The sequence below is a fragment of the Streptomyces sp. APSN-46.1 genome (assembly GCF_022815725.1).
GTDB lineage: Bacteria > Actinomycetota > Actinomycetes > Streptomycetales > Streptomycetaceae > Streptomyces.
Genome location: NZ_JALGRF010000005.1, coordinates 44,098 through 60,278, shown reverse-complemented (window position 1 = coordinate 60,278; position 16,181 = coordinate 44,098). Strand labels below are relative to the sequence as shown.

The following is a 16,181-nucleotide window of genomic DNA, read 5'->3' as shown; positions in this document are numbered from 1 at the left end:
CCGGCGGGGCTGAGAATGGCCCCGGCGAAGCCGTGGGCCTTCCCGGCGGGTCCGGGGGCACCGCCCCTGGGGGTACCTCCCAGCGGAGCTGGGGGAGAAACGGAGAAAGGGCGGGGCGGGGAGAAAGCAGCTCGTTCCACGCCATGTGGGCGGACCTCGCGCCCATCGGCCGCAACGCCGACTCCGGCGGGTACCGCCGCTACGCCTGGACCGGGGCCGATGCCGACTGTCGGACCTGGTTCCAAGCGCAAGCGGAATCGCGCGGCCTCACGTACGAGACCGACCGCAACGGCAACCAGTGGGCCTGGCTCGGCGACCCCCTCGCGGGCGACGCCGTCGTCACCGGCTCCCACCTGGACTCCGTCCCCGACGGCGGGGCCTTCGACGGCCCCCTCGGGGTGGTGTCCTCCTTCGCGGCCCTGGACGAACTCCGCAGGAGGGGCGCGGAGTTCTCCAGGCCGCTGGCCATCACCAACTTCGGTGACGAGGAAGGAGCCCGGTTCGGCCTGGCCTGCGTCGGCTCCCGGCTCGCCGCGGGGCAGCTGACCAAGGAGAAGGCGTACGCGCTCCGGGACGCGGACGGCATCAGCCTGCCCGAGGCCATGGAGGCCGCCGGGTACGACCCCGAGGCCATCGGGGCCGACCCCGAACGCCTCGGCCGCATCGGCGCCTTCGTGGAACTCCACGTCGAACAGGGCCGCGCCCTCGACCTGTCGGGGGACTCCGTCGGCATCGCGTCCGCGATCTGGCCGCACGGCCGCTGGCGGTTCGACTTCCACGGCGAGGCCAACCACGCCGGCACCACCCGGCTGGTCGACCGCCGTGACCCGATGCTCACGTACGCGGCGACCGTCCTCGCGGCCCGCGCCGAGGCGGCCCTCGCCGGGGCGGTCGCCACCTTCGGGAAGATCGCGGTCGAGCCCAACGGGGTCAACGCCATCCCCTCGCTGGTGCGCGGCTGGCTCGACTCCCGCGCCGCCGACCAGGCCACCCTCGACACCGTGGTCACGGCCATCGAGAAGGCCGCCCGCGAGCGCGCCGACCGGGACGGGATCGACCTCGCCATCGTCCGGGAGTCCTTCACCCCGGTCGTCGAGTTCGAACACGCCCTGCGCGACGAGATGAACCGGATCCTGGGCGGGGCCGTCCCCGTCCTCGGCACCGGGGCGGGACACGACGCCGGAATCCTCTCCGCCGCCGTCCCGACCGCGATGCTGTTCGTACGGAACCCCACCGGCGTCTCCCACTCCCCGCGGGAGTTCGCCGCCGAGGACGACTGCGTGGCCGGCGTCCTCGCCCTCGCCGACGTACTGGAAGGTCTCGCGTGCCGCTGACGACGACGTACTGGCTGGAGCACGCCTGGCTCGGCACCCATGTCGAGCCGGGCGTTGCCCTGGAGGTGTCCGCCGACGGGCGGATCGCCGCGGTGCGGACCGGGGTGGACGCCCCGCCCCCGGGCGCGGAGGTGCTGCGCGGCCTGACGCTTCCCGGCCTGGCCAACGCGCACTCCCACGCCTTCCACCGGGCCTTGCGCTCCGTCGTCCAGGTCGGCAGCGGCACCTTCTGGACCTGGCGCGACGTCATGTACAACGTCGCCCAGAACCTCACCCCCGACACGTACTTCGCGCTGGCCCGCGCCGTGTACGCGGAGATGGCGCTGGCCGGCATCACCAACGTCGGCGAGTTCCACTACGTCCACCACGCGCCCGGCGGCACCCCGTACGCCGACCCGAACGCCATGGGCGAGGCCCTGATCGAGGCGGCCGCCGCGGCCGGCATCCGGATCACCCTCCTCGACACCGCCTACCTCTCGGCGGGAATCTTGAATGCGCACAGTGGCCAGGCCCCCAACCCCCACCAGCAGCGCTTCTCCGACGGCACCGCCGAGGCATGGGCCGAGCGCGTCTCGGGGCTGAAGCCCCGCGAGCACGCCCTGATCGGCGCCGCGATCCACTCGGTACGTGCCGTGCCCGCCGACCAGTTGGCCACCGTCGCCCGCTGGGCCGAGGAGCGGCAGGTGCCCCTGCACGTGCACCTCTCCGAGCAGACCGCCGAGAACGACGCCTGCCAGGACGCCCACGGCCGCACCCCGACCCAGCTCCTCGCCGACCACGGCGTGCTCGGCCCGCGCACCACCGGCGTCCACAACACGCACCTCACCGACGCCGACATCGCGCTCCTCGGCGGCACCACCACCGGCACCTGCATGTGCCCGACCACCGAGCGCGACCTGGCCGACGGCATCGGCCCGGCCGGCCGGCTCCAGCAGGCGGGCAGCCCGCTCTCGCTCGGCAGCGACAGCCACGCGGTGATCGACCTGCTCGAAGAGGCCCGCGCGATGGAGCTCAACGAGCGCCTGCGCAGCCGGACCCGCGGCCACTGGACGGCGAACGAGCTGCTCACGGCCGCCACCGCCGACGGCCACGCGGCCCTCGGGCGGCCCGACGCGGGCCGCCTGGAGCCGGGTGTGCTCGCGGACTTCACCACGATCGCGCTGGACTCCGTCAGGACGGCCGGTCCGCCGCCCCGCCTGGGCGCCGAGACGGCGGTGTTCGCGGCCTCGGCTGCGGACGTCCGTCACACGGTGGTCGGCGGTCGCCACATCGTCCGCGACGGCCACCACACCCTGGTCGGCGACGTCCCGTCGGCCCTCGCCGAGTCCATCGCCGCCGTCCGCTCCTGACCGGGGCGCCTGCGGCGGGCCTTCCCCACCCCGCCCCTTCCCGAAACCGGGGCTCCGCCCCGGACCCCGCGCCTCAAACGCCGGCGAGGCTGGATCTTGCGCGGGGTCTGGGGCGGAGCCCCAGTTCCCTGAGAGGAACCCATGACCACCACCACCGTCATCACCAACATCGGCAGCCTCGTCACCAACGACCCCGCCCTCGGCGACGGCGGCCCCCTCGGCCTGGTCGAGAACGCGGCCGTGGTCATCGACGGCGACCGCATCGCCTGGGTCGGCCCCGCCGACACGGCCCCGGCCGCCGACACGGCGTACGACGCCCAGGGCCGGGCCCTGATCCCCGGCTTCGTCGACTCCCACTCGCACCTGGTCTTCGCCGGCGACCGCACCGCCGAGTTCAACGCCCGGATGTCCGGCCGCAGCTACTCCGCCGGCGGCATCCGCACCACCGTCGCCGCCACCCGCGCCGCCACCGACGCCGAGCTCGAAGCCAACCTGGTGCGCCACCTCGACGAGGCCCGCCGCCAGGGCACCACCACCTTTGAAACCAAGTCCGGCTACGGCCTCACCGTCGCCGACGAGGCCCGCGCGCTGCGCATCGCCGCCGCGCACACCGAGGAGGTCACCTACCTCGGTGCTCACATCGTGTCCCCCGACTACGCCGAGGACCCCGCCGGGTACGTGGACCTGGTCACCGGCGAGATGCTGGCCGCCTGCGCCCCGTACGCCCGCTGGGTGGACGTGTTCTGCGAGAAGGGCGCCTTCGACGGGGAGCAGGCCCGCGCGATCCTCACCGCCGGCGCCGCCGCCGGGCTGATCCCGCGCGTGCACGCCAACCAGCTCTCGTACGGCCCGGGCGTCCAGCTCGCCGTGGAGCTGGAAGCCGCCTCCGCCGACCACTGCACCCACCTCACCGACGCCGACGTGGACGCCCTCGCCCAGGCAGCCGCGACCACCGTCGCCACCCTGCTCCCCGGCGCCGAGTTCTCCACCCGCGCCCAGTGGCCCGACGCCCGCCGCCTGCTCGACGCGGGCGTCACCGTCGCGCTGTCCACCGACTGCAACCCCGGCTCCTCGTATACGAGTTCCATGCCGTTCTGCGTCGCGCTCGCCGTCCGGGACATGGGCATGACCCCCGACGAGGCCCTGTGGTCCGCCACCGCCGGCGGTGCCCGCGCCCTGCGCCGCGCCGACGTGGGCGTCGTGACCCCCGGAGCCCGTGCCGACCTGGCCCTCCTCGATGCCCCGAGCCATGTCCACCTCGCCTACCGCCCCGGCGTCCCGCTCGTCTCCGCCGTCTGGCAGCGCGGGGTCCGCGCCGCCTGAAGGGCCCCCGACGCCCCCCGACGATCCCCCGACGACCCCCGACACACACGGACATGGCCTGAATCCGGGCGGCCGACAGGCCGTGGATCCGGGCCTGTTCTGTGTCTTCCCTCCGTAAGGTCCCGGGCGTACCTTGAGCCACCAATCTGATGTGTCGTCAGTAACTTGTGGCCCGAGGGGAAGACGAAGGTGTCCAACCGGAAACGCTCCACCGCACTCGCGCTGGCCTCTGCGCTGGCCGGATCGGCGGTACTGCTGGCCGCCCCCGCAGCCCACGCCACCGTGGTCGACGTCGAGTACAACTGCGTCACCCCCATCGGCGACAAGTCGGCGGTCTCGCCCATCGACATCAAGGCCGTCAAGGAAGGCGACGGGTACAAGCTGACGATGGCCTTCCAGAAGGGCGTGTCGTCCAGCCCCGTCGAACTCGGCAAGGGCGCGATGAGCCCCAGCGCCGTCATCCAGGTGGGCGGCGCGGAGAAGGCCACGGTCCCGGTCTCCGGGCCGCCCAACCCCGAGGCCGCGCCCGCCAACACCCCCATCAAGATCACCGATCTCTCGGGCACCTACACCCCGAAGAAGAGTGGCAAGGTCACCTTCACCGCGGGCGTGCTTACCATCAAGGCGCTGGGGACCACCACCACCTGCACCCCCGGCAACAGCCCGAAGCCCGCCCTGGAACTGGACGTCACCGCGGCCGGCGGCGCCGCGAAGGAGACGCCGCCCGGGGGCTCCGAGACCCTTCCGCAGACCGGACCCACCGACTCCGCCCTCGCCCTCGGCACCCTCGGCGCCACCGTGGTGCTCGCCGGCGCCGCGGGCGTGCTCTGGCTGACCCGGCGCGGCCGGCGGGCCCGGTCCTGAACGGAGCGCCCCCGGCCATGCCCGTGCTCCACGCGTTCACCCGTCTCGGCGTGCCGCTCCTCGCGGCCGCCGCACTCCACGCCGTCCCGATAGTGACGGCCGCCTCCGCCGCTACCGCCTCCGCTGCCGCCGCGTCCGACGAGCCCGGCTGGACCGCCGAACCCGTCTCCGGGCGCGCCGGCGCCGCCGCCCGCCCGTACTCCACGCGACCGTATTACACGCGACCGTATTACTACATGGCCGGCACCCCCGGCACCGTCCTGGAGGACCGGCTCGCCCTGGCCAACACCACCGACCAGGAGCACACCGTCACACTGCGCGGGGCCGACGCCTACAACACGCCGGACGGCGCCTTCGCGGTGCGCCCGGCCACGCCCCCGGACACGCCCCCGGCCCCGGCCACGCCAGCGGCCGCGGGAGCCGGCTCCTGGATCAGCTTCGGCGGCGGCGCCACGGTCACCATCCCGCCCCGCACCCGCGCGGTGGTCCCCTTCACCGTCACCGTGCCGCCCGCGTCCCCGCCCGGGGACCACCCGGCCGCCGTGGTCGCCACCGAGGCCGGCCGTGAGGTGGGAGTACGGGTCCACCTGCGCGTCAGCGGCCCCACGTTGGCCGCCCTCACCGTCGAGGACGTGGCCGTACGCGGCGAGGGCGCGGGCCGGGTCGTCGCGTACACCCTGGTCAACCGGGGCAACGTGGCCCTGGCCCCCGAGCTGGCGATCCGCGCGAAGGGCCGGTTCGGCGAGGTCCCGGGTCGCGGCGCCCGCGCCCTGCCGGTGGAACTCCTGCCGGGCCAGCGGGTCGAGCTGACCGAGCCCTGGCCCGGAGCGCCGGTGTTCGACAAGGTCGATCTCATCCTCACCGTCACCGCCCCCGGCGGCGCCCGGGCCACGGCCGGCGCCTCCGTGTGGTGCGTGCCCTGGGGAATCGCCGGCGCGACGGGCGCCGGGCTGGCCGCCCTCGGCGCGACGACGGGGGCCGCGCTGCTCCTCGTACGCACCCGGCGCACCCGGCGCGAGCCGCCGACGGACCAGAACCAGGCGCCCGTATCCGCACAGGCCCAGGCATCGGAACACGAGTTGACGGGAGCAGCCAGGTGAGCGCCACGGTCCGCGGAAGGACGGGATCGCTCCTGGCGGCGGTGCTGGCGGCGTGCGCCCTGGCGCTGTTCCCGGCGGCCCCGGCCGCGGCCGCCGCCGAGGAGGCCGAGCCGGCGGTGGAGCTCTCCCTCAAGGAGGCGGCCAAGGGCACCGAGATCAGCGTCACGGGCACCGGCTGGCCGGCCAAGACCCTGGTGATGCTGCTGGTCTGTGGCCAGAACATGATCGGCGGCACCAACAGCTGCGCCAACGCCGACGGCGTCGCGGTCGCGGTCGCCGACGACGGGCGTTTCGCCGCCCGGCTGCCGGTCGTGGCCCCGCCCAAGCCCTGCCCCTGCGTCGTGAACGTCACCTCCGTCAACGGAGACCAGTCCACGGTCGCGGCCCCGATCAAGATCACCGACCACCCGGTGGCCGAGCTGCCCGCGGAGAGCGGCACGGCCCGCCTCGCGATGCTCACCGGGGTCCGGCTGGTGGGCGACGACGGGGTGCTGACCTGGTTCGGCGCCCCGCCCAGCCGGAAGTTCACGGCCACCGTCGGGAACCTCGGCTCCGCGCCGGTCAAGGACCCGGTCTTCCAGCTCGGCACCGCGCACGGCGTCTTCGCCCCCGTGTGGGAGGAGGTCCGCTGGAAGGGCACCATCCCGCCGGGCGGCAAGGCGGAGATCGAGCTGGACGTGACCCTGTCCGCGGGCGCCCACGGGGACTACACGATCTCCCTCAAGTACGGCGACAAGGTCGTGGCCGGCCAGCCCTGGGGCGTGGACCGCCCGTACGGGGTGCTGCTGTTCTGGGGCCTGCTCCTGGTGGTGATCCCGGCCGCCCTCTTCCGGGCCGGCATGGCCGTCGTGGACCGGGTCCGGCCGAGGGTCCCGGCGGTACGGGGATCAGCGCCGCCGCCCCGCTCGGGGCGGCCGGCGGAGTCCCCCCAGGCCTCCACGGCGGTCCTGCCGTGGTTCACCCCGGACAGCGAGCCGGGGACCGACGCACCACAGACGTCACAGACATCCGCACCGTCTGAGAACCGTTCGACGACGAAGGGACATTCGTGAAGACCCAACGGAGGGTGAGCGCGGCCGTGGTCGCGCTGCTGCTCGGCGGCGCGGGCATGGTCATGGTGGCTTCGCCCGCCCAGGCCGGCGAGGCGACGTACAAGGTCAAGTGCGTTCCGCCGGCCGGTGGCGGTGATCCGGTGGAGGGCGAGACCACCGCCAGGATCACGGCCCCGGCCACGGCCAAGGTGGGCGACGAGGTCGAGGTGGTCTGGGAGACCGTCAAGCCGGCGTCGAACAACACGGACCTGATGGTGATCCCGAAGGACTCCGTCCTGCCCACGGGCTGGATGGCGGTCGGCGGCGGGATGGGGGAACTCAAGGTCGTCGGAGAGAAGAAGAACCCGGAGATCCCCAAGAAGGCCCCGATGGTCATGTCCGCCATGAAGGGCAAGCTGAAGCTCACCAAGGCCGGCAAGATCACCCTGACTCCCGGCAAGTACGAGGTCGCCGTCACCTTCTCCTTCGGCACCTTCGTCACCAAGTGCGCCCCGCAGGGGAGCGTGGGCGTCGGCCACACCATCGACGTCTCGGAGGGCTCCGGCAGCGGCGGCACCACGAGCGGAGGAACCACCAGCGGCGGCTCGACCACCAGCGGCGGGACCACGACCGGCGGGACCAGCAGCGGCGGCACCACCAGCGGTGGCACCACGACCGGCGGCTCGACCACCAGCGGCGGAACGAGCGGCGGGGGCGGCGGCCAGACCGACTTCCCCGGCAAGCCCGTCGAGGTCGCCTTCGACTGCGGCCCGGTCGTCCCCGGCGGCATCAAGACCCCGGTCACCATCAACGCCAAGAAGAACGGCGGCGCCTACGACCTGACCGTCAAGACCGCCAAGGGCGCGATGGCCAGCCCGATGGCCCTCCCGGCGGGGGCCCTCAAGCCCTCGATGAACATCAAGCTCGGCGGCGCCGACAGCGGCATGGTCAAGGTCTCCGGCCCGGCCAACGCGGAGCCCATCCCGGACAAGGCCCCGGTCAGCCTCAACGACATGACCGGCACCTACAAGCCGGGCAAGAGCGGCAAGGTGACCCTGAGCCCGGATCAGCTGACGATCGACGTCACGATGGCGCCGGGCGCCACGCCGATCAATGTGCCCTGCAAGGCGGCCAGCAGCGGCGTCTCGCTGGAGCTGGACACCACCGCCCAGCCGGGCGGCTCCGGCTCGCAGTCCGCGACCGGCTCCACCACCGCCGGGAGCACCGCCGGGAACACGGCCGGCAACACCGCCTCGGGCGGCCTCGCCGAGACCGGCGCCGAGGACGAGGGCGGCATCAAGGCCCTGGCCCTGGTCGCCGGCACGGTGATCCTGCTCGGCGCGGCCGTCTTCACCTTCACCCCGTGGCGCCGGCTGCGCGGCACGCGGTAAGCAGGGCACGGCAAGAGGCACGGCAAAAGGAGCGGCCCGGCACACCGTGAGGTGTGCCGGGCCGCTCTCAGCGCGCGAGGTGCGTCAGTGGACGCTGCCCATCAGGGACTGGACCTTCTTGCGGTACGAGTAGATCGCGAAGCCCGCGAGCACCGCGGCGGCGGCCTCGAAGCCGATCACCGAGGTGCCGTTGAGGTCCACACCGGCGATGGAGAGCAGGCTGGTGGTGCAGTCACCGGCGGTGACCGCGAGGAACCAGACGCCCATCATCTGGGAGGCGTACTTCTGCGGGGCCATCTTCGTGGTGACGGAGAGGCCGACCGGGGAGACGCACAGCTCGCCGATGGTCTGGATCATGTAGATCGAGACCAGCCACATCGGGGAGACCTTGACGTCGCCGGTCGCCATGCCCATCGGGACGATGAAGACGAAGAACGAGGCACCGATCAGGACCAGGCCCATCGCGAACTTCACGATGGTGTTCGGCTCCTGGTTCTTGCGGGCCAGCCACAGCCACAGCCAGGCGAAGACCGGGGCCAGGGCCATCACGAACAGCGGGTTCAGCGACTGGTACCAGGTGGCCGAGAAGTCGAAGCCGAAGACGGTGCCGGCGGTCTTGTCGTCCGCGAACAGGGACAGCGTGGAGCCACCCTGGTCGTAGATCATCCAGAAGACGGCGGCGGCGATGAAGAACCAGATGTACGCGGTCATCTTCGACTGCTCGGAGCCCGACAGGTCCTTGTCGCGCTTGATGCGCGCCAGCACGGCGATCGGGATGATCAGGCCGGCCAGCGTCAGCGGGACCAGGGCCCAGTTCAGCGTGTAGTAGCCGAGCCAGACCACGGCACCGTAGAAGACGGCGATGCCCACGACCGCGAGCACGACCTTCGTGATCACGGCGCTGCGCTCCTCAGGAGTCAGCGGGTTCGGGACCTGGCTGCTCTTCGGGCTCAGGTGCTTGGTGCCGAGCAGGAACTGGGTGAGACCCAGGCCCATGCCGACGGCGGCGAGGGCGAAGCCCAGGTGCCAGTTGTACTCCTTGCCGACGGTGCCGACGACGAGCGGGGCGACGAAGGCGCCGAGGTTGATGCCGATGTAGAAGAGGGTGAAGCCACCGTCGCGGCGCGGGTCCTCCGGGCCGTCGTACAGGTGGCCGACCATGGTGGAGATGTTGGCCTTCAGCAGACCGGAACCGGTCGCGACGAGGATCAGGCCGACGAAGAACATCGCCTGGCCCGGAAGGGCCAGCGACAGGTGACCACCCATGATCACGAAACCGGCGATCGCGACCGTCTTGCGGGCGCCCCAGACACGGTCACCGAACCATCCGCCCGGCATGGCCATCAGGTAGACCATCGAGACGTACACGGAGTAGATCGCCGTGGTGGTGGCCGCGGTCATCGCAAGGCCGCCGCCCTGGCTGCCCGTGGCGGCGTCGGCGCCGCCCGAGACCAGGTAGTACACGAGAAGTGCGCGCATGCCGTAGTAGGAGAAGCGCTCCCACATCTCGGTCATGAACAGCGTGGCCAGGCCACGGGGGTGGCCGAAGAAGGTCTTCTCGGCGGACGGATCCGCAGAGTCCTTCGTCAGGCTGGAAGCCATGGTCGATCCTTGCTTGCTCGGGACGCTCGGCTTCGTGAGCTCAACAGCGCCCGGTGGGGGGTGGCCGGCACCGGCGACGGACCCCAACCCCACGCCCCGGGGTCTCGCCCCACAGGGGTGCGGGAGCGAAGGAAGATCCGTAACCGGGATCCACGCACTGCCGACCCGGCCAGAACAGAAGTAGGGGCCTTTGGCGCGTTTTTCGGCACAAAGGTCCCCTGGGTAGTGCATCAGGCGTCTCGCCACCATACGACACGACACTGCGGCATATGGAAGGACTTGAGAGATGGATCACAGGCTGGAGTGGAACCGCTGGGAGGTATTCGAAGGCAGTTAGTAGTTCAGCACACCAGATCGCCAGGGGGCCCGCAGGACACCTCTGCTTTCAGCCGCTGCGGACTACCATCACCCACATGACGCGTGTACTGCTCGCCGAGGACGACGCATCCATCTCGGAACCCCTGGCCCGCGCCCTGCGCCGGGAGGGGTACGAGGTCGAGGTCCGGGAGGACGGCCCCACCGCCCTGGATGCGGGACTGCAGGGCGGCGTCGATCTCGTCGTCCTGGACCTGGGCCTCCCGGGCATGGACGGACTGGAGGTGGCCCGCCGGCTGCGCGCCGAGGGCCACGGCTTTCCGATCCTGGTACTCACCGCCCGCGCGGACGAGGTCGACACGGTCGTCGGCCTGGACGCCGGCGCCGACGACTACGTGACCAAGCCGTTCCGGCTCGCCGAGCTGCTCGCCCGGGTCCGGGCCCTGCTGCGGCGCGGCGCCGCCGAGACCGCGCAGACCCCCGCGACCCACGGCGTGCGGATCGACGTCGAGTCGCACCGCGCCTGGATGGGGGAGGAGGAGCTCCAGCTCACGGCCAAGGAGTTCGACCTGCTGCGCGTCCTGGTCCGCGACGCCGGCCGCGTCGTCACCCGGGACCAGCTGATGCGCGAGGTCTGGGACACCACCTGGTGGTCCTCCACCAAGACCCTCGACATGCACATCTCCTGGCTGCGCAAGAAGCTCGGCGACGACGCCGCCAACCCCCGCTACATCGCCACCGTCCGCGGTGTCGGCTTCCGCTTCGAGAAGAGCTAGTACGTACTGAGCCATGCGCCGCCGCCTGATCAACTCCACGCTCGCCGTGGTGCTCGTCGTGATCGCCGTCTTCGGGGTCTCCCTGGTGATCGTGGAGACCCGCACCATCACCAGCAGCGCCCAGGACCGCATCGAGTCCGAGGCGCTGCGACTGGTCGGCATCGTCGAGGCGGACATCCTGGAGAAGCGGCCCGTCGACGCCGAGGCGCTCGCCGAGCAGCTCGACGCCGGCCGGTACGCCCGCGTCCAGGTCCCCGGGCAGTCGCCCGTGGAGGTCGGCGAGCCGATCCCCGACAGCGTCATCCGGGGCAGCGCGCGCGGCGAGCAGGGCCAGGTCGTGGTCGTCGAGGAAGCCCGCTCCACGGTGACCAAGGAGGTCGGGCGCACCCTGGCCGTGGTCGGCGCGGTGGCCCTGCTGGCCGTCGTGGCGGCCGTCCTGCTCGCCGTACGGCAGGCCAACCGGCTGGCCTCCCCGCTCACCGACCTCGCGGAGACGGCGGAACGGCTGGGCTCCGGCGACCCGCGCCCGCGCCACAAGCGGTACGGGGTACCCGAGCTGGACCGGGTCGCGGACGTACTGGACTCCAGCGCCGAGCGGATCGCGCGCATGCTCACCGCCGAACGGCGGCTGGCCGCGGACGCCTCGCACCAGCTGCGCACCCCCCTCACGGCCCTGTCGATGCGGCTGGAGGAGATCACGGTCACCGAGGACCTGGAGACCGTACGGGAGGAGGCGACCATCGCCCTCACCCAGGTGGAGCGGCTCACCGACGTGGTGCAGCGGCTCCTGACGAACTCGCGGGACCCCCGGACCGGCTCGGCCGTGCCCTTCGACCTCGACGAGGTCGTCAAGCAGCAGATCGAGGAGTGGCGGCCGGCCTACCGCAGCGCCGGGCGGGCCATCGTCCGCTCCGGGAAGACGGGCATACGCGCCGTCGGCACGCCGGGCGCGGTCTCGCAGGTACTGGCCACCCTGGTGGAGAACGCGCTGATGCACGGCGGCGGCACCGTCGCGCTGCGCACCCGGGTGATCGGCAACCAGGCGGTCCTGGAGGTCACCGACGAGGGCCCGGGCGTCCCGCCGGACCTCGGCAACCGGATCTTCGAACGGGCCATCAGCGGCCGGAACTCCACCGGGATCGGCCTGGCGGTGGCCAGGGACCTCGCGGAGGCCGACGGCGGACGCCTCGAACTGCTCCAGGCGCAGCCCCCGGTGTTCGCGCTGTTCCTGAGCATGACCGCGCCGGAGCGGGTGGAACCGGAGAAGACGGTCCGCTAGGTCCGCCAGCTGGGCCGGGCTACTTGCCGGCGGGCTCGGGCGTGCGGGCGGCGGATGCGCTGTGGGCACCGCCGCCCGGGGCGCCGCTCTGGCCGTCGGCCTGCCCGTCCCGCTGCTCGACGACCAGGGAGGCCGCGGCCGGCGTGGGCAGGGCCTTGAAGACCCAGGTCCGGTAGGACCAGAACCGGAAGACGGTGGCGACACCGATCCCGATGAACTTGAAGACGTTGGTCTCCAGCTTGCCGTCCCAGCCGAACCCGTACGTGGCCGTGTAGAGCACGCCGTTCTCGATGACCAGGCCGATCACGCTGAACGCGACGAACAGGGCCAGCTCACGGGTGCGCCCGGACTGCGCACGGTCCCGGTAGGCGAAGTAGCGGAAACCGAGGTAGTTCGTGCCGATGGCGACGACGGTGGCTATGACGCTCGCCCGCACGACCTGGAGATCGGTCGTGCTGCGGATCAGGTTGAAGACACCCAGGTTGACCAGCACGCCCAGACCGCCGACGGCCCCGAACTTGGCGACCTCCCGGGCGAGACCGCGTACGCGCTCCAGGGCGGTTCCGTGCTTCGGCGTGCTCATGAGTCGGTTCGGTCCCTGTCCGTAGGGGATGGAGGGCATTCAGGTGTCACTCGTCACTCGGGTACCTCGCCCACCCATGCTAAGTCTCGCCCCACAGCCGCGTACGTGCCTTCGAACGACGTGCGACACACGGCACACGGCACGGCACACGCCGCCCGGGGGCGGAGCCGCGCCGGGTCCACGTCGGGTCCGCGCCGGGTCCGCGCCCGGTCCGCGCCAGGGGCACGTCCGAATGGCGGAATACCGGCGGATACCCTGGAGGAGTGACGTTCCCGGTAGTCGGCATGGTCGGCGGCGGACAGCTCGCCCGCATGACCCACGAGGCGGGTATCCCCCTCGGTATCAGATTCAAGCTCCTCAGTGACACTCCAGAGGACTCGGCGGCCCAGGTCGTGAGCGATGTCGTCATCGGCGACTATCGCGACCTGGAGACCCTGCGCGCCTTCGCGCGCGGCTGCGACGTGATCACCTTCGATCACGAGCACGTGCCCACCGAGCACCTCCGGGCCCTGGAGGCGGACGGCATCCCCGTCCGTCCGGGGCCCGACGCGCTGGTGCACGCCCAGGACAAGGGGGTGATGCGCGCCAAGCTCGACGAGATCGGCGCGCCGAGCCCCCGCCACCGGATCGTGAGCGATCCGGCGGACGCGGCGGCCTTCGCGGACGAGGTCGGCGGCTTCCCCGTCATCCTCAAGACCGTCCGGGGCGGGTACGACGGCAAGGGGGTGTGGTTCGTCCGCTCCCTGGAGGACGCGGAGGCCCCCTTCAAGGCCGGTGTCCCCGTCCTCGCGGAGGAGAAGGTCGATTTCGTCCGCGAACTCGCGGCCAACATCGTCCGCTCCCCGCACGGCCAGGCGGTGGCCTACCCCGTCGTCGAGTCCATCCAGGTGGACGGGGTCTGCGACACGGTGATCGCCCCCGCCCCGAACCTCTCCGAGGCCCTGGCGGGCGAGGCCCAGAGCCTCGCCCTGCGCATCGCCAAGGAGCTCGGCGTGACCGGGCACCTGGCCGTGGAGCTGTTCGAGACCACCGACGGCCGCATCCTCGTCAACGAACTGGCCATGCGCCCGCACAACAGCGGCCACTGGACCCAGGACGGCGCGGTCACCTCCCAGTTCGCCAACCACGTACGGGCGGTTCTGGACCTGCCGCTCGGCGACCCGCGCCCGCGGGCGAAGTGGACGGTCATGGCCAACGTGCTCGGCGGGGACTACCCCGACATGTACGCCGCGTACCTGCACTGCATGGCCCGCGACCCGCAGCTGAAGATCCACATGTACGGCAAGGACGTGAAACACGGCCGCAAGGTCGGCCACGTCACCACCTACGGCGACGATCTGGACGATGTGCTGGAGCGCGCACGTCACGCAGCCGGCTACCTCAGAGGAACGATCACCGCATGAGCACCTCATCCGAGGGCGTCAGCCCCGTCAACGGCCCCGTCATCGGCATCGTCATGGGTTCGGACTCGGACTGGCCCGTCATGGAGGCCGCCGCCCAGGCCCTGGACGAGTTCGAGATCCCCTACGAGGTGGACGTGGTCTCCGCGCACCGGATGCCGCGCGAGATGGTCGCGTACGGGGAACAGGCCGCCGGGCGCGGCCTGAAGGCGATCATCGCCGGCGCGGGCGGGGCGGCCCACCTGCCCGGCATGCTCGCCTCGGTCACCCCGCTGCCCGTCATCGGCGTACCCGTACCGCTGAAGTACCTCGACGGCATGGACTCCCTGCTGTCGATCGTCCAGATGCCCGCCGGGGTTCCCGTCGCCACCGTCTCGGTCGCCGGCGCGCGCAACGCGGGCCTGCTGGCCGTACGGATGCTGGCCGCGCACGACAGCGAGCTGCTGGGCCGGATGCGCGAGTTCCAGCAGGAGCTGAACGACCAGGCCACCGAGAAGGGCAAGCGGCTGCGCGCGAAGGTCGCGGGCGCGGAGTCCTTCGGATTCGGCAAGTGACCGCCGCGCGGCGCCTGGGCGAGGCGCGTGAGCTGCTGGCCGAGCACCCGGTCGTCGACGGCCACAACGACCTCCCCTGGGCGCTGCGCAAGCAGGTCCGCTACGACCTCGACCGGCGGGACATCGCCGCCGACCAGTCGGCGTACCTGCACACCGACATCCCCCGGCTGCGGGCCGGCGGCGTCGGCGCCCAGTTCTGGTCGGTGTACGTCAGCACCGAGCTGACCGGCGACGAGGCGGTCAGCGCCACGCTGGAGCAGATGGACGCGGTGGACCAGCTGATCGCCCGTTACCCCGGCGACCTGGTGCGGGCGTTGACCGCGGACGATATGGAGGCCGCCCGCGCCGAGGGCCGCATCGCCTCCCTCATGGGCGCCGAGGGCGGCCACTCCATCAACAACTCGCTGGCCACCCTGCGCGCCCTGCACCGCCTCGGCGTGCGATACATGACGCTCACGCACAACGACACGATCGACTGGGCGGATTCGGCGACCGACGAGCCCCGGCACGGCGGTCTGACGGACTTCGGCCGCGAGGTCGTGCGCGAGATGAACCGCGTCGGCATGCTGGTCGACCTCTCGCACGTCGCCGCGACGACGATGCGCGACGCCATCGCCGCGTCGGCCGCGCCGGTGATCTTCTCGCACTCCTCCGCGCGGGCGGTCTGCGACCACCCGCGCAACGTCCCGGACGACGTGCTGGAGCTGCTGCCGGCCAACGGCGGCGTGGCCATGGCCACCTTCGTACCCAAGTTCATCCTCCCGGCGGCGGTCGAGTGGACCCAGGCCGCGGACGAGAACCTGCGGGCGCACGGCCTGAACCACCTGGACACCACCCCCGAGGCGATGGCCCTGCACCGGGCCTTCGAGGCGGAGCGCCCGCGGCCGGTGGCCACGGCCGCGACGGTCGCCGACCACCTGGACCACATGCGCGAGGTGGCCGGCGTCGACCACATCGGCATCGGCGGGGACTACGACGGCACCCCCTTCACCCCGTCCGGGCTGGACGACGTGTCGGGCTACCCGAACCTGATCGCGGAACTGCTGACCCGCGGCTGGTCGCGGCCCGACCTGGCCAAACTGACCTGGTCGAACGCGGTACGAGCCCTCCGCGACGCGGAAGCGGTAGCGTCCACCCACTCATCCACCCGCCCTCCCTCAAACGCCCACCTCTGACGGAGGCCCAACCCAGCCCCGCCGGCGTTCGAGGCCCCGCCGGGCAACTCCAGCCTCGCCGGCGTGTGAGGCTCCGCGCCGGGCACATCCAGCCTCGCCGGCGAG

General features: G+C 72.3%; 14 protein-coding genes. 12 read left to right on the top strand and 2 right to left on the bottom strand.

Going from position 1 to position 16,181, the window contains the following annotated elements; genetic code table 11:
- Nucleotides 1-143: 143 nt before the first annotated feature.
- The 7 genes from MTF65_RS16550 to MTF65_RS16520 all read left to right on the top strand — a co-directional run bounded on the left by MTF65_RS16550 (nucleotide 144) and on the right by MTF65_RS16520 (nucleotide 8,392).
- Nucleotides 144-1,334 carry an allantoate amidohydrolase gene (locus MTF65_RS16550; protein WP_243629474.1) on the top strand — a complete coding sequence of 397 codons (1,191 nt, stop codon included), beginning with the start codon at nucleotides 144-146 and terminating at the stop codon, nucleotides 1,332-1,334.
- On the top strand, nucleotides 1,331-2,683 hold the full coding sequence (locus MTF65_RS16545) for a formimidoylglutamate deiminase (protein ID WP_243629723.1): 1,353 nt from the start codon (nucleotides 1,331-1,333) through the stop codon (nucleotides 2,681-2,683). Before MTF65_RS16550 ends, MTF65_RS16545 begins: the two co-directional genes overlap by 4 nt.
- 141 nt (nucleotides 2,684-2,824) lie before the next feature.
- Nucleotides 2,825-4,006 (top strand): imidazolonepropionase, encoded by a 1,182-nt coding sequence (hutI, locus tag MTF65_RS16540; RefSeq protein ID WP_243629473.1) that lies wholly within the window; start codon nucleotides 2,825-2,827, stop codon nucleotides 4,004-4,006.
- 189 nt (nucleotides 4,007-4,195) lie between these two features.
- Nucleotides 4,196-4,870, top strand: coding sequence for an LPXTG cell wall anchor domain-containing protein (locus MTF65_RS16535; protein WP_243629472.1), 675 nt, complete (start codon nucleotides 4,196-4,198; stop codon nucleotides 4,868-4,870).
- Between the two features lie 17 nt (nucleotides 4,871-4,887).
- A complete protein-coding gene (locus tag MTF65_RS16530) occupies nucleotides 4,888-5,970 on the top strand; it encodes a hypothetical protein (protein WP_243629471.1) in 1,083 nt (360 codons plus the stop codon).
- Nucleotides 5,967-7,022: a hypothetical protein gene (locus MTF65_RS16525; protein WP_243629470.1), complete on the top strand. Its 1,056-nt coding sequence runs from the start codon at nucleotides 5,967-5,969 to the stop codon at nucleotides 7,020-7,022. The genes MTF65_RS16530 and MTF65_RS16525 overlap by 4 nt, the downstream gene beginning before the upstream one ends.
- Nucleotides 7,019-8,392, top strand: a complete 1,374-nt coding sequence (locus tag MTF65_RS16520; protein ID WP_243629469.1) for a hypothetical protein — start codon at nucleotides 7,019-7,021, stop codon at nucleotides 8,390-8,392. Before MTF65_RS16525 ends, MTF65_RS16520 begins: the two co-directional genes overlap by 4 nt.
- An 84-nt stretch (nucleotides 8,393-8,476) precedes the next feature.
- Here the strand turns inward: MTF65_RS16520 and MTF65_RS16515 are convergent, their stop codons facing one another.
- Nucleotides 8,477-9,994: a peptide MFS transporter gene (locus MTF65_RS16515; RefSeq protein WP_243629468.1), complete on the bottom strand. Its 1,518-nt coding sequence runs from the start codon at nucleotides 9,992-9,994 to the stop codon at nucleotides 8,477-8,479.
- 413 nt (nucleotides 9,995-10,407) lie between these two features.
- Here MTF65_RS16515 and MTF65_RS16510 point away from each other — a divergent pair, with 413 nt between their 5' ends.
- Nucleotides 10,408-11,085, top strand: coding sequence for a response regulator transcription factor (locus MTF65_RS16510; protein WP_243629467.1), 678 nt, complete (start codon nucleotides 10,408-10,410; stop codon nucleotides 11,083-11,085).
- 13 nt (nucleotides 11,086-11,098) lie between these two features.
- The gene (locus tag MTF65_RS16505; protein ID WP_243629466.1) at nucleotides 11,099-12,364 is read left to right on the top strand and encodes an ATP-binding protein; all 1,266 of its coding nucleotides are present in this window, start codon (nucleotides 11,099-11,101) and stop codon (nucleotides 12,362-12,364) included.
- A 19-nt stretch (nucleotides 12,365-12,383) separates the two neighbouring features.
- Here the strand turns inward: MTF65_RS16505 and MTF65_RS16500 are convergent, their stop codons facing one another.
- Entirely contained in the window at nucleotides 12,384-12,947 is a 564-nt protein-coding gene (locus MTF65_RS16500; RefSeq protein WP_243629465.1) for a GtrA family protein, read from the bottom strand.
- Nucleotides 12,948-13,231: 284 nt separating this feature from the next.
- Here MTF65_RS16500 and MTF65_RS16495 point away from each other — a divergent pair, with 284 nt between their 5' ends.
- The 3 genes from MTF65_RS16495 to MTF65_RS16485 are packed head-to-tail and all read left to right on the top strand — an operon-like array spanning nucleotide 13,232 to nucleotide 16,076.
- Nucleotides 13,232-14,350, top strand: a complete 1,119-nt coding sequence (locus tag MTF65_RS16495; RefSeq protein WP_243629722.1) for a 5-(carboxyamino)imidazole ribonucleotide synthase — start codon at nucleotides 13,232-13,234, stop codon at nucleotides 14,348-14,350.
- A complete protein-coding gene (purE, locus tag MTF65_RS16490) occupies nucleotides 14,347-14,901 on the top strand; it encodes a 5-(carboxyamino)imidazole ribonucleotide mutase (protein WP_243629464.1) in 555 nt (184 codons plus the stop codon). The genes MTF65_RS16495 and purE overlap by 4 nt, the downstream gene beginning before the upstream one ends.
- Nucleotides 14,898-16,076: a dipeptidase gene (locus MTF65_RS16485; protein ID WP_243629463.1), complete on the top strand. Its 1,179-nt coding sequence runs from the start codon at nucleotides 14,898-14,900 to the stop codon at nucleotides 16,074-16,076. The genes purE and MTF65_RS16485 overlap by 4 nt, the downstream gene beginning before the upstream one ends.
- Nucleotides 16,077-16,181: the final 105 nt, after the last annotated feature.